Origin of the sequence: Burkholderia sp. Tr-20355 (assembly GCF_017104685.1) — a bacterium.
In the GTDB taxonomy this organism is placed as follows: Bacteria; Pseudomonadota; Gammaproteobacteria; order Burkholderiales; family Burkholderiaceae; genus Burkholderia; species Burkholderia seminalis.
Window position 1 is genome coordinate 1 of sequence record NZ_JAAGPK010000156.1, and the last position, 18,183, is coordinate 18,183.

Here is an 18,183-nt window from a genome sequence, read left to right on the forward strand (position 1 = left end):
TGATCTCGCGGGCGCGGCCGCCGCGTTGCCGGGCGTCGGGCACGCGGCGTTGATCGCGAGCTACGCGCATGCGTTCGACCGGCTGCTGACCGGGCTGGCCGTCGTTACCGTGTTGTGTGCCGCCGTGGTGTTCGCGTTTCTCGGCGGGCGGCCTGCCGTGGCTGAAACGCCTGAAGCGGATGACGGCGCCGGCGCGCCAGTGCGCGGCCGGATCGAACCGGCCTGCGCGGAAACGCACGGACGTTGAGCGTTGCGTCGTCGTCGCGCGTGGCGGTGCGGATGACGGCAAGCCGCGCGCCGGCCTATTCCGTCGCGCGTGGATCACACGCGACGCGTCATGCGAGCACGAGCGGCGGCAGCGCCGCATCGGCCCGCGCCTGTGCCCGTTCCACGTCGACCACCACATAGCGCAACGCATCGGGCCACAGGTGCGCGCGGCTTCCCGCATCCTCGTCGATCGTCGCGCGTCCCTGCACGAGCCAGGTCGTCTGGCGCACGAAATCGACGAACAGCAGCGCGATCGCGGGATTCACGAGCAGGTTGCCGATCGTATTGAAGAGGTTGTTGCCCGCGAAGTCGGGCAGCACGAGCGTGCGGTGGTCGGGCAGGTGGACGAGCGGCTCGAACGAGCCGTCGCCGCGCGGCTGGCGGCCGCGGTACGAGCAGTCGCCGTTGCCGGCCGCGTCGGCGGTCGCGACGATCAGGAACGCCTGCTCGCGGATGAACGCGATGGCGTCGTCGGTCAGCGGGCACGGGTCGTTCATGGTGTCGGGCGGCGCGAATGCCGTTGCGTGTCGATCGTCGGGTCGCACGCAAGCGACATGCCACGCGGCGCGGCCCGCATCCGCGTGCAGCGCCGTGCCGCGCACTGTGGAAATTTCGAACACCGGCCGCGCCGCTGCGCAATCGCGGTGTTCAGAATCGGCGCACCGGTCGTGCTTCACGTGTGAACACCGCACGGTGCGCACACGGGCCGGCGGTGATCGACGTGGTCATGTCCTGTTTGGCACGCATGTTGCGTAAACGGATGCAGCGCATTCCAACCGGCGCTGCATCCACACAAAGCACGATGAACAGGAGACATGTATGAACCCGTTTGACCTGAAGCAACTGGGCCTCGACGTCGAATACCCGTACCGTCAGCAATACGACAACTACATCGGCGGCAAGTGGGTCGCGCCGGTGAAGGGCGAGTATTTCGAGAACGTGTCGCCGATCAACGGCCAGCCGTTCTGCCGCGTGCCGCGCTCGGGCGCCGACGACATCGAGCTGGCGCTCGACGCCGCGCACGCCGCGCGCCGCAAGTGGGGCAAGACGTCCGTGGCCGAGCGCGCGAACCTGCTGCTCGCCGCCGCCGACCGGATGGAAAAGAACCTGAAGCTGCTGGCCGTGGCCGAGACGATCGACAACGGCAAGCCGCTGCGCGAGACGATGGCCGCCGACCTGCCGCTCGCGATCGACCACTTCCGCTATTTCGCGGGCTGCATCCGCGCGCAAGAGGGCGGCATCTCCGAGATCGACGACAACACCGTCGCGTACCACTTCCACGAACCGCTCGGCGTGGTCGGCCAGATCATCCCGTGGAACTTCCCGCTGCTGATGGCCGCGTGGAAGCTCGCGCCGGCGCTCGCGGCCGGCTGCTGCGTCGTGATGAAGCCGGCCGAGCAGACGCCCGCGTCGGTGCTGGTGTTGATGGAGCTGATCGGCGACCTGTTCCCGGCCGGCACGATCAACATCGTGAACGGCTTCGGCAAGGAAGCGGGCGAAGCGCTCGCGACCAGCAAGCGGATCGCGAAGATCGCGTTCACGGGCTCGACGCCGGTCGGCAAGCACATCCTGCGCGCCGCGGCCGAGAGCTTGATCCCGTCGACGGTCGAACTGGGCGGCAAGAGCCCGAACATCTTCTTCGCCGACGTGCTTGACCAGGACGACGCGTTCCTCGACAAGGCGCTCGAAGGGCTCGCGATGTTCGCGCTGAACCAGGGCGAAGTGTGCACGTGCCCGTCGCGGATCCTGATCCAGGAATCGATCTACGAACGCTTCATCGAGAAGGCCGTCGCGCGCGTCGAACGCATCAAGGCCGGCCACCCGCTCGACCTGCAGACGATGATCGGCGCGCAGGCGTCGCAGCAGCAGCTCGACAAGATCCTGTCGTACATCGACATCGGCCGCGGCGAAGGCGCGCAATGCCTGACGGGCGGCGAGCGCACGGCGCCGGCCGCGGAACTCGGCACGGGCTACTACGTGAAGCCGACGATGCTGCTCGGCAACAACAAGATGCGCGTGTTCCAGGAAGAGATCTTCGGGCCGGTCGCGTCGGTGATGACGTTCAAGGACGAGCAGGAAGCGATCGAACTCGCGAACGACACGTTCTACGGGCTCGGCGCCGGTGTGTGGACGCGCAACGGCACGCGTGCGTACCGGATGGGCCGCGAGGTCGAGGCCGGCCGCGTGTGGACCAACTGCTATCACCTGTACCCCGCGCATGCGGCGTTCGGCGGCTACAAGCAGTCGGGGATCGGCCGCGAGACGCACAAGATGGCGCTGTCGAACTATCAGCAGACGAAGTGCCTGCTGGTGAGCTATCAGGCCGAGGCGCTCGGGTTCTTCTGATCGCCGACACGGGGGCAAGCGCCGGGACGCACCGGCCGGCAGCGCAACGCCGGCCGGTGCGGTTGCCGGTCTTTCACGGCGACGCGGGCAGCGCATACGGCGCCGGGCGCGCTCGCGCGGCGCCTGGCCCGTTTCGATTTCGACATTCGGCGCCGGCGCTGCATCGTCGCATCCGGCACCGGAGACGACACCGGCGGCCGCCCGTTCGCGGCGGCACGGTGCGCTCACGCGCTTAACAAGAACCAGCATGGCAGAACCGCCCCGATCCTTTCCGCGTCACCCGGTATTTCATCCGGGTGAACTCGACGCGCAGCACCGCTTCGGCGTCGCCGACGAAGCCGAGCGGATGAGCGACGTCGTGACGACGCGCCTGAGCATCGGCGTGCGGCAGTTCGTCGAATCGCAGCCGTTCATGTTCGTCGGCGCAGCGGGCGGCACCGGCGCTGTCGTGACCTGCGACATCGTGCAGAGCCTGCGCGATGCGAACGGCGATCTGCTGCCCGTCGTTCGCGTGATCGACACGAAGACGCTGCGGTTTGCGTTGGCCGCACATGACGGCGGCGGCCGGATCGCGTCGGCCGTGTACGACGGCAGCGGTGTCGGGTTGCTGTTCGTCGATTTCGTGCGCGGGATCCGGTACCGGATCAACGGCCGCGCCACGTTGCGGGCCGATCAGCCCGAAGCGGACGCGGCGCCGTGGGCGGCGGGCAGCACGATCGTCGAGCTGGCGGTCGCGCAGGCGTACGGCAACTGCGGCACGCGGGTCGTGCGGCTGAAGCCGGCCGGCTAGCCGGTGTGCGGGAGCCGGTCGCGGCACGGATGCGCGGTCGCGGCGCATGTTGCACCGCGTATCGCACCGGCGGCGTGCGCGCGCCGCCGCCTTCGGGTGCGCCCGCATGGCGCGTATCGGCCGGACAGCGTGCAATGGCGGGCGATTCGCCGGGCCATGCGGTTCGGCACGGGACTTGCGTGACAGGCGCGGTTCCGCGCAGGTGAGGGAGGACACGATGGATCAATACGTGGCGTGCAGGGAAGAACCGACCGCCGAAGACACGCGGCGCAATGCGCAGGGCGACGATGCGCTGGCCGGGCAGGCGGTCGTCAGCGTCGCGCACGATGCGGACGAGCAGGCGCGCAACCTGATCGGCTGGCGGCAGACCTACGACCAGCTCGCGGCCGGCCGCTTCGTCGGCACGCTGACCGAGCTGCCGCTCGACACGATGAAGCTGTTTCGCGAATCGACGAGCCACCTGCTGCGTCAGGCGTGCGAAGTGCGCGGCGACGCGTACTGGTTCGGCATTCCGCTCGTGTCCGACGGCACGGCGCGCGTCGATGCGTGCCGCATCGGGCCCGGTGCGCTCGCGTTCCGGCCCGGTAACGTCGAATTCGAACTGGTGACGCCCGCGCAGTTCTCGATCTACGGCGTCGTCGTGCGCGGCGACGTGCTGCGCCGCTACGCGCAGGAGGTCGAACGCCGTGCGCTCGACGAGCGGCTGTTCACGCAGTGCGTGATGCAGGTCGGCGATGCGCGGCTCGCGCGCCTGTGCGCGCTGCTCGGCCGCCGCCTCGACGGTGCGGTGGCAATGGCCGGCCCGCTGCCCGATGCGCAGCGCGACGACCTGCAGGCCGACGTGCTGGCCGCGCTGTTCGACGTGTGCGCGCACCCGGCCGACGACGGCAGCGGCGCCGCGCCGTCGACGCGGCGCTGGATCGTCGATCAGGCGCGCGACTACGTGCTCGCGCACCGTACGCGCCCGGTCGGCGTGCCGGAATTGTGCGAGCAGTTGCACGTGAGCCGGCGCACGCTGCAGTACTGCTTCCAGGACGTGCTCGGGATGGCGCCCGCGACCTACCTGCGCACGCTGCGGCTGAACGGCGCGCGGCGCGACCTGTGCGGCCGCGCGGCCGGCTCGGTGCAGGATGTCGCGGAGGCATGGGGCTTCTGGCACCTGAGCCAGTTCGCGACCGATTACCGGCGCCTGTTCGGCAAGCGGCCGTCGGAGACGCTGCGCGATCGCGCGGTGCGAGTCGGCGCGGGGTGACGAAGGCGGCGGGGGCGACGTTCCGACTCGCTGCCGCACCCGGGTTCCTTATCCGGTGGCCGCCGCCGCATCGCGCGGTGCGGGCCACGGCAGCCCATCCCAGTCGACGTTCCGGTAAGCGGCTTCGACCGCCGCGAGATCGTCCGGCCGCTCGCTGCGGTGCAGCCCGCGCAATTCGGCCGGCAATTCGAGTTCGACCGGTACGCAATGCGGATAGTCGCGCACGCGCAGCGCCGGCCCGATCGTCGTGAAGCACGCGAGCGTCGGCACGTCGAAACCGTCGGCGAGATGCAAGGCGGCCGTGTCGGGCGCGAACAGCAGGCGGGCACCCTTGACCCACGAGATGAAGCGCGCGGTGTCGGTGGCGTCGCCGCTCACGTCGACGTAGTGGGGATGCGCGACCGGGCCGAAACCGGCCACCGGCAGCCCGTAGCGCTGCACGAGCCGATCCACGAATGCCGCGCGCAGCGCGGGCGGCACGCTGCGCACGGCGGTGCTCGCGTTCGGGCAGAACAGGACGTACGGCCGCTGCCACGCGGCCGGCAGCGCGGGCAGCGGCAGCCGGGCGAGCCAGCGGTTGCGCTTCGCGGCGGCCGGTACGGCGGCCGGGTCGACGCCGAGCGCATCCAGGAAGAAATCGATCATCGGCAGCCGCGCGAATGCGGGCCAGTACAGGTGATTGCCGACGTCGATGCATGGCGCATCGGCGGGCAGCGCGTCGACCGGGCACGGCAGCGTGCGCGACGGCGCGACGACGTCGGCCGCGAGCGCATACAGCGTGTCGACATAGCGCGGCGCGCGGGCCGGCCGGTACAGCGTGAAACGCAGGCCCGGGTGGGCCGCACGCAGCGCGGTGACGGCCGTCAGCCCGATCACCGAATCGCCGAGCGTGACGCCCATTCCGTTGATCACGTGCACGTGTCGCGCGTCGTCGTAATCGAGCCGGAACGGCCGATGCGCGGCGTGCAGCAGGCCGAGCGCGGGCGCGGCCGGCACGTGGCCGTCGGCACGCAGGTTGCCGGACTCGAGGTCGTACGGCGCGACGAGCGCGCCGTCGGGCGCGAGCAGCGTGCCGGGGCAGGCCAGCGCGTCCTCATGCGACAGCCCGGCGCCGGGCGGCGCGGTGTGCGTGTCCACCGTCACCCGCCGCGCGCCCGGCGGCCTTGCTCGCGGATCTGTTCGAGCGTCGCGGCCGGCGTGCTGGCGTCCTGCGGGATGCGGATCTCGATCACCGCGGGCAACCCGCAGGTCAGCGCGCGCTCGAGCGCGGGCGCGAATTCGGCGGTGCGCTCGACCGTCTCGCCATGCGCGCCGAATGCACGCGCATAGGCGGCGAAATCGGGATTCGTGAGCCCCGTGCCGTGCACGCGGCCCGGATAGTTGCGCTCCTGATGCATGCGGATCGTGCCGAAATGCCCGTTGTTGACGACGATCGCGACGATGTTCAGCCCGTACTGCATCGCGGTCGCGAGTTCGTTGCCGGCCATCATGAAGCAGCCGTCGCCCGCCAGCGCGACGACCGCGCGCGACGGGTACAGCGACTTCGCGGCGAGCGCGGCCGGCAGCCCGTAGCCCATCGCGCCGCTGGTCGGCGCGAGCTGCGAACGGAAGTGCCGGTACGCGAAGTGGCGATGCAGCCAGATCGCATAGTTGCCGGCGCCGTTGGTCAGGATCGCGTCGTGCGGCAGGCGCTCGCGCAACTGCACCATCACGTCGCCGAGCTGGACGTCGCCGGGCATCGGCAGCGGCGCATGCCATTCGCGGTACGCGCGATGGGCGTCGGCGGCCGCGCCGGCCCATGCCGGACGGTCGGGCGGCTCGAGCGCGGCAAGCGGCGCGGCGATCTCGGGCATTCCCGACACGATCGGCAGGTCGGCCGCATACACGCGGCCGAGTTCGTCGGCGCCCTGGTGCACGTGGATCAGCGTCTGGCGCGTTTTCGGGATGTCGAGCAGCGTATAGCCGCCGGTCGTGGCTTCGCCGAGGCGCGGCCCGATCACGAGCAGCAGGTCGGCGTCGCGGATGCGCTTCGCGAGCGCGGGGTTGATCCCGAGGCCGACGTCGCCCGCGTAGTTCGGGTGCGCGTTGTCGATCGTGTCCTGGAAGCGGAACGCGCACGCGACCGGCAGTTGCCAGCGTTCGACGAAGGTGCGCAGGTTCGCGCACGCGTCGGGCGTCCAGCCGCTGCCGCCGACGATCGCGAACGGCCGCTCCGCGCGCGCGAGCCGCTCGCGCAGCTCGTCGAGCTGCGCGGCCGACGGCGCGGCCGCGACGCGTTTCGCGGCCGGCACGACGGGTTGGGACGCGCACGCTTCGGACAGCACGTCCTCCGGCAGCGCGAGCACGACCGGGCCGGGCCGGCCCGACGTCGCGACGTGAAACGCATGGCTCAGGTATTCGGGGAGGCGGCGCGGGTCGTCGATCTGCGCGACCCATTTCGCCATCTGGCCGAACATCCGGCGGTAGTCGATTTCCTGGAAGGCTTCGCGGTCGAGGTGCTCGCGTGCGCACTGGCCGACGAACAGGATCATCGGCGTCGAATCCTGGAACGCGGTGTGCACGCCGATCGACGCATGGGTCGCGCCGGGCCCGCGCGTGACGAATGCGATGCCGGGACGGCCGGTCAGCTTGCCGACCGCTTCGGCCATGTTCGCGGCGGCCGCCTCGTGACGGCAGACGACCGTCTGGATGCGCGCGGTGTCGTCCGCCAGCGCATCGAGTACGGCGAGGAAGCTTTCGCCCGGCACGCAGAAGACGCGTTCGACGTGATTGGCGAGCAACGCATCGACGAGCAGTCGCGCACCGGTGGTGGCGCGCGGCTCGAGATCCTTGGCATGCGACATGGGCTGCCGTCTCCCTGGGTAGCGGGACGTACAGCTTACGCCCGTTGGCCGGGCGCTGAAAAGTGCCGCGGGCAAGCGGGGTGGCGCTGCTTGACCCTCGCGCTGTACTGGAATCCCAAGGCGCGCGAGGATCGCGCCGCGATCATGGACCATATCGGCCAGGACGATCCGCTGGCCGCGCTCGAACTGGACGAACTGCTGGAGGAGAAGGCACCGGCGTTGCCGGCGCGCGCGGAACTGTATCGGCGAGGGCGGGTGGCAGGTACGCGCGAGCTGGTGATTGCGCCGAACCATGTGCTCGTCTATCGCATTCGACCCACCGAGCACATCGTGGCAATTCTTCGCGTGTTGCATGCGCGACGGCAGTGGCCGTGATGGCGTCATGCGGATACCTGGCTTGCATCGAGCCTGTCGCGGTGTGCATGAACCCCGCCCGCGAGCGGAAGAAGATCATCCCGACAAACCGATCGCCGCTCACGCTGTGCCGCTCGACGTCGTGCTCGTGACCCACAACGAGCGGGACTTCGCCGGTTATCCGGGCTTGCGGCTCGAGAACGGGTTGAACGACTGATGCACGCCCGTTAGCGCCCGGCGGCCATGCGGGACATCGTGACCCGCGTGGCCGCCGGAACCCGCATCAGCACTCGACGATGTTCACCGCCAGCCCGCCGCGCGACGTTTCCTTGTACTTCGTCTTCATGTCGGCGCCGGTCTCGCGCATCGTCTTGATCACGGAGTCGAGCGACACGTAGTGCGAGCCGTCGCCGCGCAGCGCCATGCGCGCCGCATTGACGGCCTTCACCGACGCCATCGCGTTGCGCTCGATGCACGGGATCTGCACCATCCCGCCGACCGGGTCGCAGGTGAGGCCGAGGTTGTGTTCCATGCCGATCTCGGCCGCGTTCTCGACCTGCTGCGGCGTGCCGCCGAGCACGGCCGCGAGCGCGCCGGCCGCCATCGAGCACGCGACACCCACTTCGCCCTGGCAGCCGACTTCCGCGCCCGAGATCGACGCGTTGAGCTTGTACAGAATGCCGATCGCGGCGGCCGTCAGCAGGAAGTCGATCACGCCTTGCTCGTTCGCGCCGGGCGTGAAGCGCGTGTAGTAGTGCAGCACGGCCGGGATGATGCCGGCCGCACCGTTGGTCGGCGCGGTGACCACGCGGCCGCCGGCCGCGTTTTCCTCGTTGACCGCGATCGCATACAGGTTGATCCAGTCGATCATCGACAGCGGATCCTGCAGCGCGCGCTCCGGGCTGCCGGTCAGCGTGCGGTACAGTTGCGGCGCGCGGCGCTTGACCTGGAACGGGCCGGGCAGGTTGCCGTCGGCGTCGGGGTTGCCGATCCCGCAGCCGCGCGACACGCACGATTGCATCACGGCCCAGATCTTCAGCAGCCCGTCGCGCGTTTCTTCCTCGGTGTGCCACGCGCGCTCGTTTTCCCACATCAGCTGCGCGATCGACTTGCCGGTCGACGCGGTCAGCGCGAGCAGCTCGGCGCCGGTGCGGAACGGGTGCGTCATCTGCTCGGCCGCGCTCAGCACCTTCGTGTTCGGCGCGCCGGCCGTCACGACGAAGCCGCCGCCGACCGACAGGTAGGTGCGCTCGACCAGTACCGCGCCGTTCGCGTCGCTCGCGCGCAGCTTCATCCCGTTCGGATGCTCGGGCAGCGCCTGGCGGTAGAACGCGATGTTCTCCTTCAGCACGAACGGCACCGGATGCGTGCCGAGCAGCGCGAGTTTCTTCGACTGGCGGACGTCTTCCAGCCGCGCGTCGATCGTGTCGGGATCGACGGTGTCGGGCGCGTCGCCGAGCAGGCCGAGCATCACGCCGCGGTCGGTGCCGTGGCCCTTGCCGGTCGCGCCGAGCGAGCCGTACAGCTCGACCTTCACGTGGGCCGTCGCGTCGAGCAGCCCGTCGCGCTCGAGGCCCTGGACGAACATCAGCGCCGCGCGCATCGGCCCGACCGTGTGCGAACTGGACGGACCGATGCCGATCTTGAAGAGGTCAAACACGCTGACTGCCATTTCGATACCTGCCTTGCTTTAAGAGTAGTGCTAGCGCGCCTGCAATGGCAGGCACGCGGCGAGCCATGCGGGCGGCGTTGGGGAAAGCTGCTGCGCGACGCGGGCATAGCGCCCGTCGAGCCGCGCGGCCAGATGGAAGAGTTCGGTGGCGTTTTTCGGGTCCCACTGCCCCGTGTAGCCCGGCAAGCCGGCCTCGCGGCGCTTCGCGTCGAACGGCACCGGCGAATTCACGAATTCCTCGTGGGTCTTCTCGCCGAGCGCGTACGGCACGAGCCAGTCGAGCGCCGCCGCGAGCGTCGCGCCGTTCGCGCCGCGTTCGCGCAGCCAGTTGCGGTTGAAGCGGCGCGCGGCGAGCGCGGCCGTCACCAGCGGCTGCAGGTCGTAGACCGCGTAATGCAGCGCATCGCGTTCCTCGAAGTCCCATGTCTTGCCGTCCGGGCCGATGTTGTCGGCGAGATGCTCGACGAACAGCCGTTGCGCGGCGTTCATCATCTTGCGGTCGCCGAGCGTGAACGCGGACAGCGCGATCAGCTTGATCCGGTGGCTCTGCCAGTTGTTGCGCCAGGTGCCGGTGAGCGGGCGCTTCTGCGCGTCGATCTGCGCGACGTAGCCGGCGCCGAGCTTCGCGATGAACGCGGCCGTCGCGTTGCGCGTTTTTACCGGCAGCGCGCTCGCGGTCATGTCGTACGCGACGATCAGGCTCTCGAAGCGCGTTTCGTCGATCGGATTGAAGCTCGGCTGGTAGGTCGAGACCCACGCGGACAGGAAGCGGTCGACGAGCTGCAGGTAGCGCGGCGCGTTCGTCACGCGCCACGCGAGCGCCGCGTCGCGCATCAGGTCCATGTCCTTCAGCGCGGCCGCACTCTGGTCGTAGATGCCTTCGTGCGGCAGCGTGCCCTCGGTGTGCACGCGCGCCATCGCCTTCGGCTGCTCGCCGATGCGCGCGTCGACGCTGCGGATCAGCGCCTGCACGCCCGGCTCGGCCTGCGTCGTCTCGCTCGCCTGCAGCGCCGGCGCCGCGCAGAAATTCATCGCCGCGCGCGCGCCGCCGGACGCGCCGAGGCCGGCGGCGGCAAGCGACAGCGAGGCGACGAGCATCGGCACGAAACGACCGGCACGCGCGTGCGGCCGCGTCCTGTTTGCACCATGGCCCGGAAACATCGGACGCACCATGCGGAACTCCTTCATTGGCTGGATCGCGTGTGATGTTAGCCGGATTGGCGGGGGAACGTGAACCGGTTCGCCCGGCGAACGCAAAAACCGCACGCAACCCCGGGTTGCGTGCGGTGCGGTCATCGTCGGGCGGCGCCGGGGCTGGCGTGCGTTACGCGTATTCCGACATCGGCACGCACGAGCAGAACAGGTTGCGGTCGCCGTACGCGTTGTCCGCGCGGCCGACCGGCGGCCAGTACTTGTTCGTGCCGAGCGACGCGACCGGGTACGCAGCCTGCTCGCGCGAGTACGCGTGCGGCCATTCGTTCGCGGTGACGACGGCCGCCGTATGCGGCGCGTGACGCAGCGGGTTGTCCTCGCGATCGGCGCGACCTTCCTCGACCGCGCGGATTTCCTCGCGGATCGCGATCATCGCGGCGATGAAGCGGTCGAGTTCTTCCTGCGATTCCGATTCGGTCGGCTCGACCATCAGCGTGCCCGGCACCGGGAAGCTCATCGTCGGCGCGTGGAAGCCGTAGTCCATCAGGCGCTTCGCGACGTCGTCGACGCTGATGCCGCTCGACTCCTTGATCGGGCGTAGGTCGAGAATGCACTCGTGCGCGACCAGCCCGCCCGGGCCCGAATACAGCACCGGGTAGTGGGGCGCGAGGCGCTTCGCGATGTAGTTCGCGTTGAGGATCGCGGTTTCCGTCGCGGCGGTCAGGTTCTTCGCGCCCATCATCGCGATGTACATCCACGAGATCGGCAGGATCGACGCCGAGCCGTACGGGGCGGCCGACACCGCGCCGATGCCTTCCTCGCCGCGCGCATAGCCGGTCGAACGCTGGTTCGGCAGGAACTTCGCGAGGTGCGCGCCGACCGCGACCGGGCCGACGCCCGGGCCGCCGCCGCCGTGCGGGATGCAGAAGGTCTTGTGCAGGTTCAGGTGCGACACGTCGCCGCCGAACTGGCCCGGCGCGGTCAGGCCGACCATCGCGTTCATGTTCGCGCCGTCGACGTACACCTGGCCGCCGTGCGCGTGCACGATCTCGCAGATCTCGCGGACGTTCTGCTCGAACACGCCGTGCGTCGACGGATACGTGATCATGATCGCCGCGAGGTCCTTCGAATGTGCTTCGGCCTTCGCCTTCAGGTCGGCGATGTCGACGTTGCCCTGCGCGTCGCAGGCGACGACCACGACCTTCATGCCGGCCATGTGCGCCGACGCCGGGTTCGTGCCGTGCGCGGATGCCGGGATCAGGCACACGTCGCGATGCGCTTCGCCGCGCGATGCGTGGTACGCGTGGATGATCAGCAGGCCCGCGTACTCGCCCTGCGAGCCGGCGTTCGGTTGCAGCGACACGGCCGCGTAGCCGGTGGCCGCGACGAGCATCTGCTCGAGCTGGTCGATCATCTCGCGGTAGCCGACGGTCTGCTCGGCCGGTGCGAACGGATGGATGCCGCCGAACTCGGGCCACGTGACGGGCAGCATTTCCGACGTCGCGTTCAGCTTCATCGTGCACGAGCCGAGCGGGATCATCGAGCGGTCGAGCGCGAGATCCTTGTCCGACAGGCTGCGCAGGTAGCGCAGCATTTCGGTTTCGGAATGGTGGCGGTTGAACACGTGGTGCGTCAGGTACGCGCTCGTGCGTTCGAGGCCGGCCGGCAGCGCGGCGACGCCGGCGAGGCCCGCGTCCAGCGCGTCGACGGCCGGTGCGGTGCCGCCCGCGGCCTGCGCGAACACGTCAAGCAGGTCGGCGAGGTCGTCGCGCGTCGTGGTTTCGTCGACCGACACGCCGACTTGCGTGTCGCTCACGCGGCGCAGGTTGATGCGCTTGGCCTTCGCGAATTCATGGACCTGCGCGGTGCGCGTGCCGGTGTCGACCGTCAGCGTGTCGAAGAACGTGTCGTTGACGGTCGCGAAACCGAGCTGCTTCACGCCGGCGGCGAAGAGCGCCGCGATGCGGTTCACGCGCAGCGCGATCGTCTTCAGGCCATGCGGGCCGTGGTAGACCGCGTACATGCTGGCCATGATCGCGAGCAGCGCCTGCGCGGTACACACGTTCGACGTCGCCTTCTCGCGGCGGATGTGCTGTTCGCGCGTCTGCAGCGCGAGGCGCAGCGCGGGCTTGCCCTGTGCGTCGACCGTCACGCCGACGAGGCGGCCCGGCATCTGGCGCTTGAATTCGTCGCGCACCGCGAGATAGGCGGCGTGCGGGCCGCCGAAGCCCATCGGCACGCCGAAGCGCTGCGTGTTGCCGATCGCGACGTCCGCGCCCCATTCGCCGGGCGGCGTCAGCACGGTCAGCGCGAGCAGGTCGGCCGCGACGACCACGTGGCCGCCGGCCGCATGGATCGCTTCGGTGAGCGCGCGGTAGTCGCGCACGTCGCCGTTCACGCCCGGGTATTGCAGCAGCACGCCGAATGCGTTCGCCTGCGCCGCGTCGGCGGCCGGGCCCGTCCTGACCTCGATGCCGACCGGCAGCGCGCGCGTGCGGATCACTTCGAGCGTTTGCGGCAGCACGTCGTCGGCGACGTAGAACACGTTCGACGCCGGCTTGCCGGTGCGCTGCAGCAGCGTCATCGCTTCGGCCGCGGCGGTCGCTTCATCGAGCAGCGACGCGTTCGAGATCGCGAGGCCCGTCAGGTCGGCGACCATCTGCTGGAAGTTCAGGAGCGCCTCGAGGCGGCCCTGGGAAATTTCAGGCTGGTACGGCGTGTAGGCCGTGTACCACGCCGGGTTTTCGAGCACGTTGCGCAGGATCACGGCCGGCGTGTGCGTGTCGTGGTAACCCTGACCGATATACGAGCGGAACACCTGGTTCTTGTCCGCGAGAACCCGCAGCGCGGCGAGCGCTTCGGCCTCGCTCTTCGGCTGCGCGAACGGGCCGAGCGGCAGCGTTTCGGCGCGGCGGATCGAGGCCGGGATCACGGCGTCGATCAGGGCGGCGCGCGACGCGAAGCCGAGCGTGTCGAGCATGGCCTGCTGGCTGGCGGCGTCGGGGCCGATGTGGCGTTCGGCGAACGCGTCGTGCGTTTCGAGCGCGGCGAGCGAGAGGGGCGTGCGGTTCATCAGGCGGTCCGGGTGTTCGAGCTTCATGGCGTGACTCTGGTCCCGCGCGGGCCGAGGCCGGCGCCGCGCGGTTCGGGTAGGGAAATTAGTCGATCAGCTTGCCGTAGGCGGCTGCGTCGATCAGCTTGTCGGTCGATGCGCCGGCCGCGAGCTTGATCTTGAAGAGCCACACGCCGTACGCGTCGCTGTTCACTGCTTCCGGTGCGTCGGTGGCTTCTTCGTTGATGGCGATGATTTCGCCGGACACCGGCGAGTAGATGTCGGATGCCGCCTTCACCGACTCGACGACGCCGACGGCATCGCCTTCCTTCACTTGCTTGCCGACTGCCGGCAGTTCGAGGAACACGATGTCGCCAAGCGTGTTCTGCGCGTGATCGGTGATGCCGACCGTCAGCGTGCCGTCTGCCTCGGTGCGGATCCACTCGTGTTCGTCGGTGTATTTCAGCTCGGCCGGGACGTTGCTCATCGGTTGCTCCTGGATAAAAGGGTGTGATTCGTTCTTCTGGCGCGCCGCCATGGCACGCCGGGTAGGGTTGCGCCGGGCGCCATCTCCCGGCTTACCGGGAGGCACGCCTCCCGGCCGTTACGCAGCGAGGACCTTGCCGTTGCGTACGAACGGCAGTTTTACCACGCGCGCGGGAAGATTCTTGTCTCGAATTTGCACCTGGATCAGGTCGCCGATCTGGACGGCGGCCGGCACGCGCGCGAACGCGATCGATTCCTGCATCGACGGCGAGAACGTGCCGCTCGTGATCTCGCCTTCGCCGTGCGGCGTGACGACCTTCTGGTGCGCGCGCAGCACGCCGCCCGCCTTGCCGTTTTCCTTCTGCAGGATCAGGCCGACGAACGCGGCGCGCGTGCCGTTGGCTTCCAGTGCGGCGCGGCCGACGAAGTCGCGCGGCGCGGTGAGGTCGACCGTCCACGCGAGGCCCGCGTCGAGCGGGGAGACGGTGTCGTCCATGTCCTGGCCGTACAGGTTCATGCCGGCCTCCAGGCGCAGCGTGTCGCGCGCGCCGAGCCCGCACGGACGCACGCCGTTTTGCTGCAGCGCGGCCCACAGCGCTTCGACGTGCACGGCCGGGACGATCACTTCGAAACCGTCTTCACCGGTATAGCCGGTGCGGGCGATGGTGAGGTCGCCGAACGGCGTGCCGGCGACCTGCGCGGCGTTGAACGGCTTCAGCTCGCTGGTCGCGGCGCGTGCGGAAGGCACCGTCGTCCACACCTTTTCGCGCGCGTTCGGGCCCTGTACGGCGACGATCGCGAAGTCGCGGCGCGGCGCGATCGTGAGACCGAAGCCGCCTTGCTCGTTCAGCTGGTTGAACCACGCGATGTCTTTCTCGGCCGTGCCGGCATTGACGACGACGCGGAAGAATTCCTCGGTGAAGTAATAGACGATCAGGTCGTCGATGACGCCGCCCTGCGGGTTGAGCAGGCACGAGTAAAGCGCCTTGCCGGGCGTCTTGAGCTTGCCGACGTTGTTTGCGATCGCGTGCTCGAAGAACGCGCGCACGCGGCTGCCGGTGAAATCGATCACGCACATGTGCGACACGTCGAACATGCCGGCGTCGGTGCGCACGGCTGCGTGTTCTTCGATCTGCGAGCCGTAGTTGACGGGCATGTCCCAGCCGCCGAAGTCGACCATGCGGGCATTGAGCGCGCGGTGCGCGGCGTTGAGCGGGGTGTGATTCAGTGCAGTCATCGAGGCCTCAGGCAAGGCGCTTGCGCGCGGATCAGAACGGCCATGTGCCGACCGCCGCGGCCGATGGCCCGAGCGATCCGGTACATGCCCCTCTGTCCTCGATACCTGAGAGATTGCGCGGCGGGCAAAGCCCGGCCGGCGCGCGCCCCTTCGGTGGGCAGCCTGCCCGCGCAACCAGTGCGCTGCGGGCTACTGCCGCTCTCCAGAGTGCGGGGAGCGTATGGCCCGCGCAGTGCGCGGACGCGATTCCCCGACGCGGTCGGTCCTTTTGCCTGAGAGTTTGCGGGTGTGCCCCTTCGGCGGCGCAACCGGTGTCGAAACCACCCGGTTACACGCTCTCCCGACGCGTGCGGGCGACTGTACGCGAGCAGATGGGCATTGTCAATTTGGGCAAAATAATGTCGCTTCGCGACAAGCGGCGGCGTGAGGGGCCGCCGCTTTCGCCGACACCGGGAAGGGGCGGCGCTGCCGGGATTACTCGCCGATCGCGCGTGCGGCGGTGTCGAGTTCCTGGTTCAGCACGCGCTGCTCGTCGCCGGACAGGCCGCCGTTATGCTGGGCCGACATGTCGTTCGCTTCCTGGCGGATCACGTCGAGGCGGTGGTGCAGTTGCGCGCCGTACGGCGGCGGGTAGTAGCCGTTGTTGACGCGCGCGTCGATCCGGCGGTGCAGGTTGTCGATCCGGCCCTGGACCTCTTGCATGCGGTCGTTCGCGACGACCTGCGGATTCGGTCGCGGCGGAGGCGGCGGTGCCTGCCGGACCGGTCGCTGCGGCTGCACGATACAGGCCGCGAGCGTGGAAACCAGGACGCAGCATGCCGCTGCGCGAATCAACCGTTGCATCACATTCTCCTGACGGTTTGGTGTCGGATCGACTGTTTGAGAAACGCGTCAGACCGGATGACCGCTGACTTTCGTTCCCGCACCATTTGTAACGGAATGTTCCGGACCGTGCCGGCGGGGCGGCCCGCGCAGGGCCGCTGCCCGCGAACGACGCGGGAGGGCGACTGCGGCTGGGCAGGCGCCGGCCCGGCCGGCGGCCCGTCAGATGGCGCGGCGCACGAATGGTACCCGGCGGCCGTCGTGCTCGCTTTGCGCGGCAAGCTCGATGACGGTCATCACGTCGACGGCGTCCTGCGCGGTGATGGGGAACGGCGCGCCGTCGCGGATCGACGCCGCGAGCGCGCGGTAGAACTCCGCGTACTGGCCGTCGAGGGTCGGGATCGGGCGCTCGACCTCGACGTCGCCGTCGAGCACGCGCAGCAGGCCGGGCGGGTTGCCGCCGCCGAATTCGACGTCGTCCGCGGTGAGACCGGCCTTGAGCTGGTCTTCCTGCGTGTCGAGCCCGAACTTCTGGTAGCTGCCGCGCGTGCCGTGCAGCGTGAAGCGCGCGGGCTCGATCGCCGACAGCGCGCTCGCATGCAGCGCGACCTCCTTGTCCGGATAACCGAGCAGCAGGTGGACGAAATCGGGCGCGGTGCCATCGTCGCGGCGCGTCTTGACGGTCGCGCTCACCGTTTCCGGCAGGCCGAACAGCGCGAGCGCCTGATCGATCAGGTGCGGGCCGAGGTCGAGCAGCAGGCCGCCGCCGCGGGCCGGTTCCTCGCGCCAGCGCGTGCGCGGCGTCGGCCGGAAACGGTCGAAGTGCGACGCGAAATAGGTGAGGCGGCCGAGCTCGCCCGATTTGACGATGTCGCGCACGGTGAGGAAATCGCCGTCCCAGCGGCGGTTGTGAAACGGCGCGAACAGCCGGCTGCGCGCGTTCGCGAGCCGCGCGAGCGCGAGCGCCTCGTCGGCGGTGAGCGTGACGGGCTTGTCGACGACCACGTGGCGGCCGGCCTCGAGCACCTGGCGTGCGAGCGTGAAGTGCGTGTCGTTCGGCGTGGCGATCACCACGCACTCGATGTCGTCGAGGCCGAGCAGCGCGTCGAGATCGGGGACCACGCGCGCGCCCGGATACGCGGCCTGCGCGCGATCGGGCTGCCCCGTCGCGATCGCGGCGACTTCAGTGCGGCCGCTCGTGGCGATCACCGGCGCGTGAAACGTCGCGCCGGCGAAACCGAAACCCATCAAACCAATCCTGAGCAATGACGACATGGCAATTCCTGGCTGCGAAGGAAACTAAAGGATGGCGCGCCGAAACGGCGCGAAGACGACCGGCTATTTTGGCATGGCGCCGCCGCTTGCACAGGCACGTTGGGCGAAATGCGCGACGCGACGCAGCACATGCGCAAGGAAGGCCGGCATTTTGCGCGAGGCCGTGCGCCGCGCGCGGCATCGCGGGCTGCCCGGCTGAGCGGTGAACGGGCGGCGTGCGGCCCACACACCGCGTCATGCGGCTGCCCGTTGCCGCACGGCCGTTGCGACCTGAGAAGCCCACGCCGCGCACGCGGCTTCACCGGGATGGAAGCGGTCGGCGGCCATCAGGTGGCGCTCGAGCGGCAGGTCGACCCGCAGGAACGTGCAGTGCGGCTGCGTGCCGGCCCAGCCGGCGAGCGCCGCATTGAGCCGCTTCGCGCGCAGCCCGAGATACCACGCGAGCGGCTGCGGCAGCGCCGGGAAGCGCTCCATCGGCGGCACCGCCGACAGGATCGCGTGCCCGACCCGGAAGCGGGCGGCGAGCAGCCGCACCAGCTCGGCCTGCTGCGCCAGCCAGCGCGCGGGCGCCACGCCGCCCGTCACGTCGTTGACGCCGAGCGACGTGACGGCCACGTCGAACGGCTCGGCCGGCT

Annotated in this window: 15 protein-coding genes, 2 pseudogenes and 2 riboswitches; of the genes and pseudogenes, 6 read left to right on the forward strand and 11 right to left on the reverse strand. The window is 69.7% G+C overall.

Going from position 1 to position 18,183, the window contains the following annotated elements:
* Positions 1-247 (forward strand): annotated as a pseudogene (locus G3N62_RS28140) (MFS transporter); the annotation flags it as partial.
* Positions 248-335: 88 nt separating this feature from the next.
* Here G3N62_RS28140 and G3N62_RS28145 read toward each other — a convergent pair.
* Positions 336-869 carry a pyridoxamine 5'-phosphate oxidase family protein gene (locus tag G3N62_RS28145; protein ID WP_260435790.1) on the reverse strand — a complete coding sequence of 178 codons (534 nt, stop codon included), beginning with the start codon at positions 867-869 and terminating at the stop codon, positions 336-338.
* A 217-nt stretch (positions 870-1,086) separates the two neighbouring features.
* On the opposite strand from G3N62_RS28145, the gene G3N62_RS28150 reads away from it, so the two are divergent.
* The 3 genes from G3N62_RS28150 to G3N62_RS28160 all read left to right on the forward strand — a co-directional run bounded on the left by G3N62_RS28150 (position 1,087) and on the right by G3N62_RS28160 (position 4,655).
* Positions 1,087-2,613 (forward strand): aldehyde dehydrogenase family protein, encoded by a 1,527-nt coding sequence (locus G3N62_RS28150; protein ID WP_034188145.1) that lies wholly within the window; start codon positions 1,087-1,089, stop codon positions 2,611-2,613.
* A 247-nt stretch (positions 2,614-2,860) separates the two neighbouring features.
* Positions 2,861-3,403: a hypothetical protein gene (locus G3N62_RS28155; RefSeq protein WP_124670642.1), complete on the forward strand. Its 543-nt coding sequence runs from the start codon at positions 2,861-2,863 to the stop codon at positions 3,401-3,403.
* 217 nt (positions 3,404-3,620) lie between these two features.
* On the forward strand, positions 3,621-4,655 hold the full coding sequence (locus tag G3N62_RS28160) for a helix-turn-helix domain-containing protein (RefSeq protein ID WP_034188143.1): 1,035 nt from the start codon (positions 3,621-3,623) through the stop codon (positions 4,653-4,655).
* Positions 4,656-4,703: 48 nt separating this feature from the next.
* On the opposite strand, the gene G3N62_RS28165 is transcribed toward G3N62_RS28160, so the two are convergent.
* Together G3N62_RS28165 and G3N62_RS28170 are read right to left on the reverse strand one after the other, a co-directional pair.
* A complete protein-coding gene (locus G3N62_RS28165; RefSeq protein WP_124670641.1) occupies positions 4,704-5,798 on the reverse strand; it encodes an ADP-heptose--LPS heptosyltransferase in 1,095 nt (364 codons plus the stop codon).
* Entirely contained in the window at positions 5,795-7,498 is a 1,704-nt protein-coding gene (locus G3N62_RS28170; RefSeq protein WP_059559435.1) for a thiamine pyrophosphate-binding protein, read from the reverse strand. Before G3N62_RS28170 ends, G3N62_RS28165 begins: the two co-directional genes overlap by 4 nt.
* A 90-nt stretch (positions 7,499-7,588) precedes the next feature.
* Here G3N62_RS28170 and G3N62_RS28175 point away from each other — a divergent pair, with 90 nt between their 5' ends.
* Positions 7,589-7,873, forward strand: coding sequence for a type II toxin-antitoxin system RelE/ParE family toxin (locus G3N62_RS28175; RefSeq protein ID WP_124670640.1), 285 nt, complete (start codon positions 7,589-7,591; stop codon positions 7,871-7,873).
* Between the two features lie 67 nt (positions 7,874-7,940).
* Positions 7,941-8,069 (forward strand): annotated as a pseudogene (locus G3N62_RS28180) (VapC toxin family PIN domain ribonuclease); the annotation flags it as partial.
* Positions 8,070-8,135: 66 nt separating this feature from the next.
* On the opposite strand, the gene G3N62_RS28185 reads toward G3N62_RS28180, so the two are convergent.
* The 8 genes from G3N62_RS28185 to G3N62_RS28220 all read right to left on the reverse strand — a co-directional run.
* Positions 8,136-9,524 (reverse strand): L-serine ammonia-lyase, encoded by a 1,389-nt coding sequence (locus G3N62_RS28185; RefSeq protein WP_034188139.1) that lies wholly within the window; start codon positions 9,522-9,524, stop codon positions 8,136-8,138.
* 30 nt (positions 9,525-9,554) lie between these two features.
* Complete coding sequence (locus G3N62_RS28190) at positions 9,555-10,697, reverse strand: alginate lyase family protein (RefSeq protein WP_034188244.1); 1,143 nt, start codon at positions 10,695-10,697, stop codon at positions 9,555-9,557.
* A 151-nt stretch (positions 10,698-10,848) separates the two neighbouring features.
* The gene (gene gcvP, locus G3N62_RS28195) at positions 10,849-13,776 is read right to left on the reverse strand and encodes an aminomethyl-transferring glycine dehydrogenase (RefSeq protein ID WP_034188138.1); all 2,928 of its coding nucleotides are present in this window, start codon (positions 13,774-13,776) and stop codon (positions 10,849-10,851) included.
* Positions 13,777-13,834: 58 nt separating this feature from the next.
* A complete protein-coding gene (gcvH, locus tag G3N62_RS28200) occupies positions 13,835-14,215 on the reverse strand; it encodes a glycine cleavage system protein GcvH (protein WP_034188137.1) in 381 nt (126 codons plus the stop codon).
* 117 nt (positions 14,216-14,332) lie between these two features.
* The gene (gene gcvT, locus G3N62_RS28205; RefSeq protein WP_034188136.1) at positions 14,333-15,451 is read right to left on the reverse strand and encodes a glycine cleavage system aminomethyltransferase GcvT; all 1,119 of its coding nucleotides are present in this window, start codon (positions 15,449-15,451) and stop codon (positions 14,333-14,335) included.
* An 82-nt stretch (positions 15,452-15,533) separates the two neighbouring features.
* Positions 15,534-15,667, reverse strand: a riboswitch (glycine riboswitch).
* Between the two features lie 33 nt (positions 15,668-15,700).
* A riboswitch (glycine riboswitch) is annotated at positions 15,701-15,804 on the reverse strand.
* 121 nt (positions 15,805-15,925) lie between these two features.
* The gene (locus G3N62_RS28210) at positions 15,926-16,294 is read right to left on the reverse strand and encodes a hypothetical protein (RefSeq protein ID WP_034188135.1); all 369 of its coding nucleotides are present in this window, start codon (positions 16,292-16,294) and stop codon (positions 15,926-15,928) included.
* A gap of 201 nt (positions 16,295-16,495) precedes the next feature.
* Positions 16,496-17,548: an oxidoreductase gene (locus G3N62_RS28215; protein ID WP_124670639.1), complete on the reverse strand. Its 1,053-nt coding sequence runs from the start codon at positions 17,546-17,548 to the stop codon at positions 16,496-16,498.
* Positions 17,549-17,782: 234 nt separating this feature from the next.
* Positions 17,783-18,183, reverse strand: a 401-nt coding sequence (locus G3N62_RS28220; RefSeq protein ID WP_206141360.1) for an SGNH/GDSL hydrolase family protein, incomplete at its 5' end; no start/stop codon positions are given.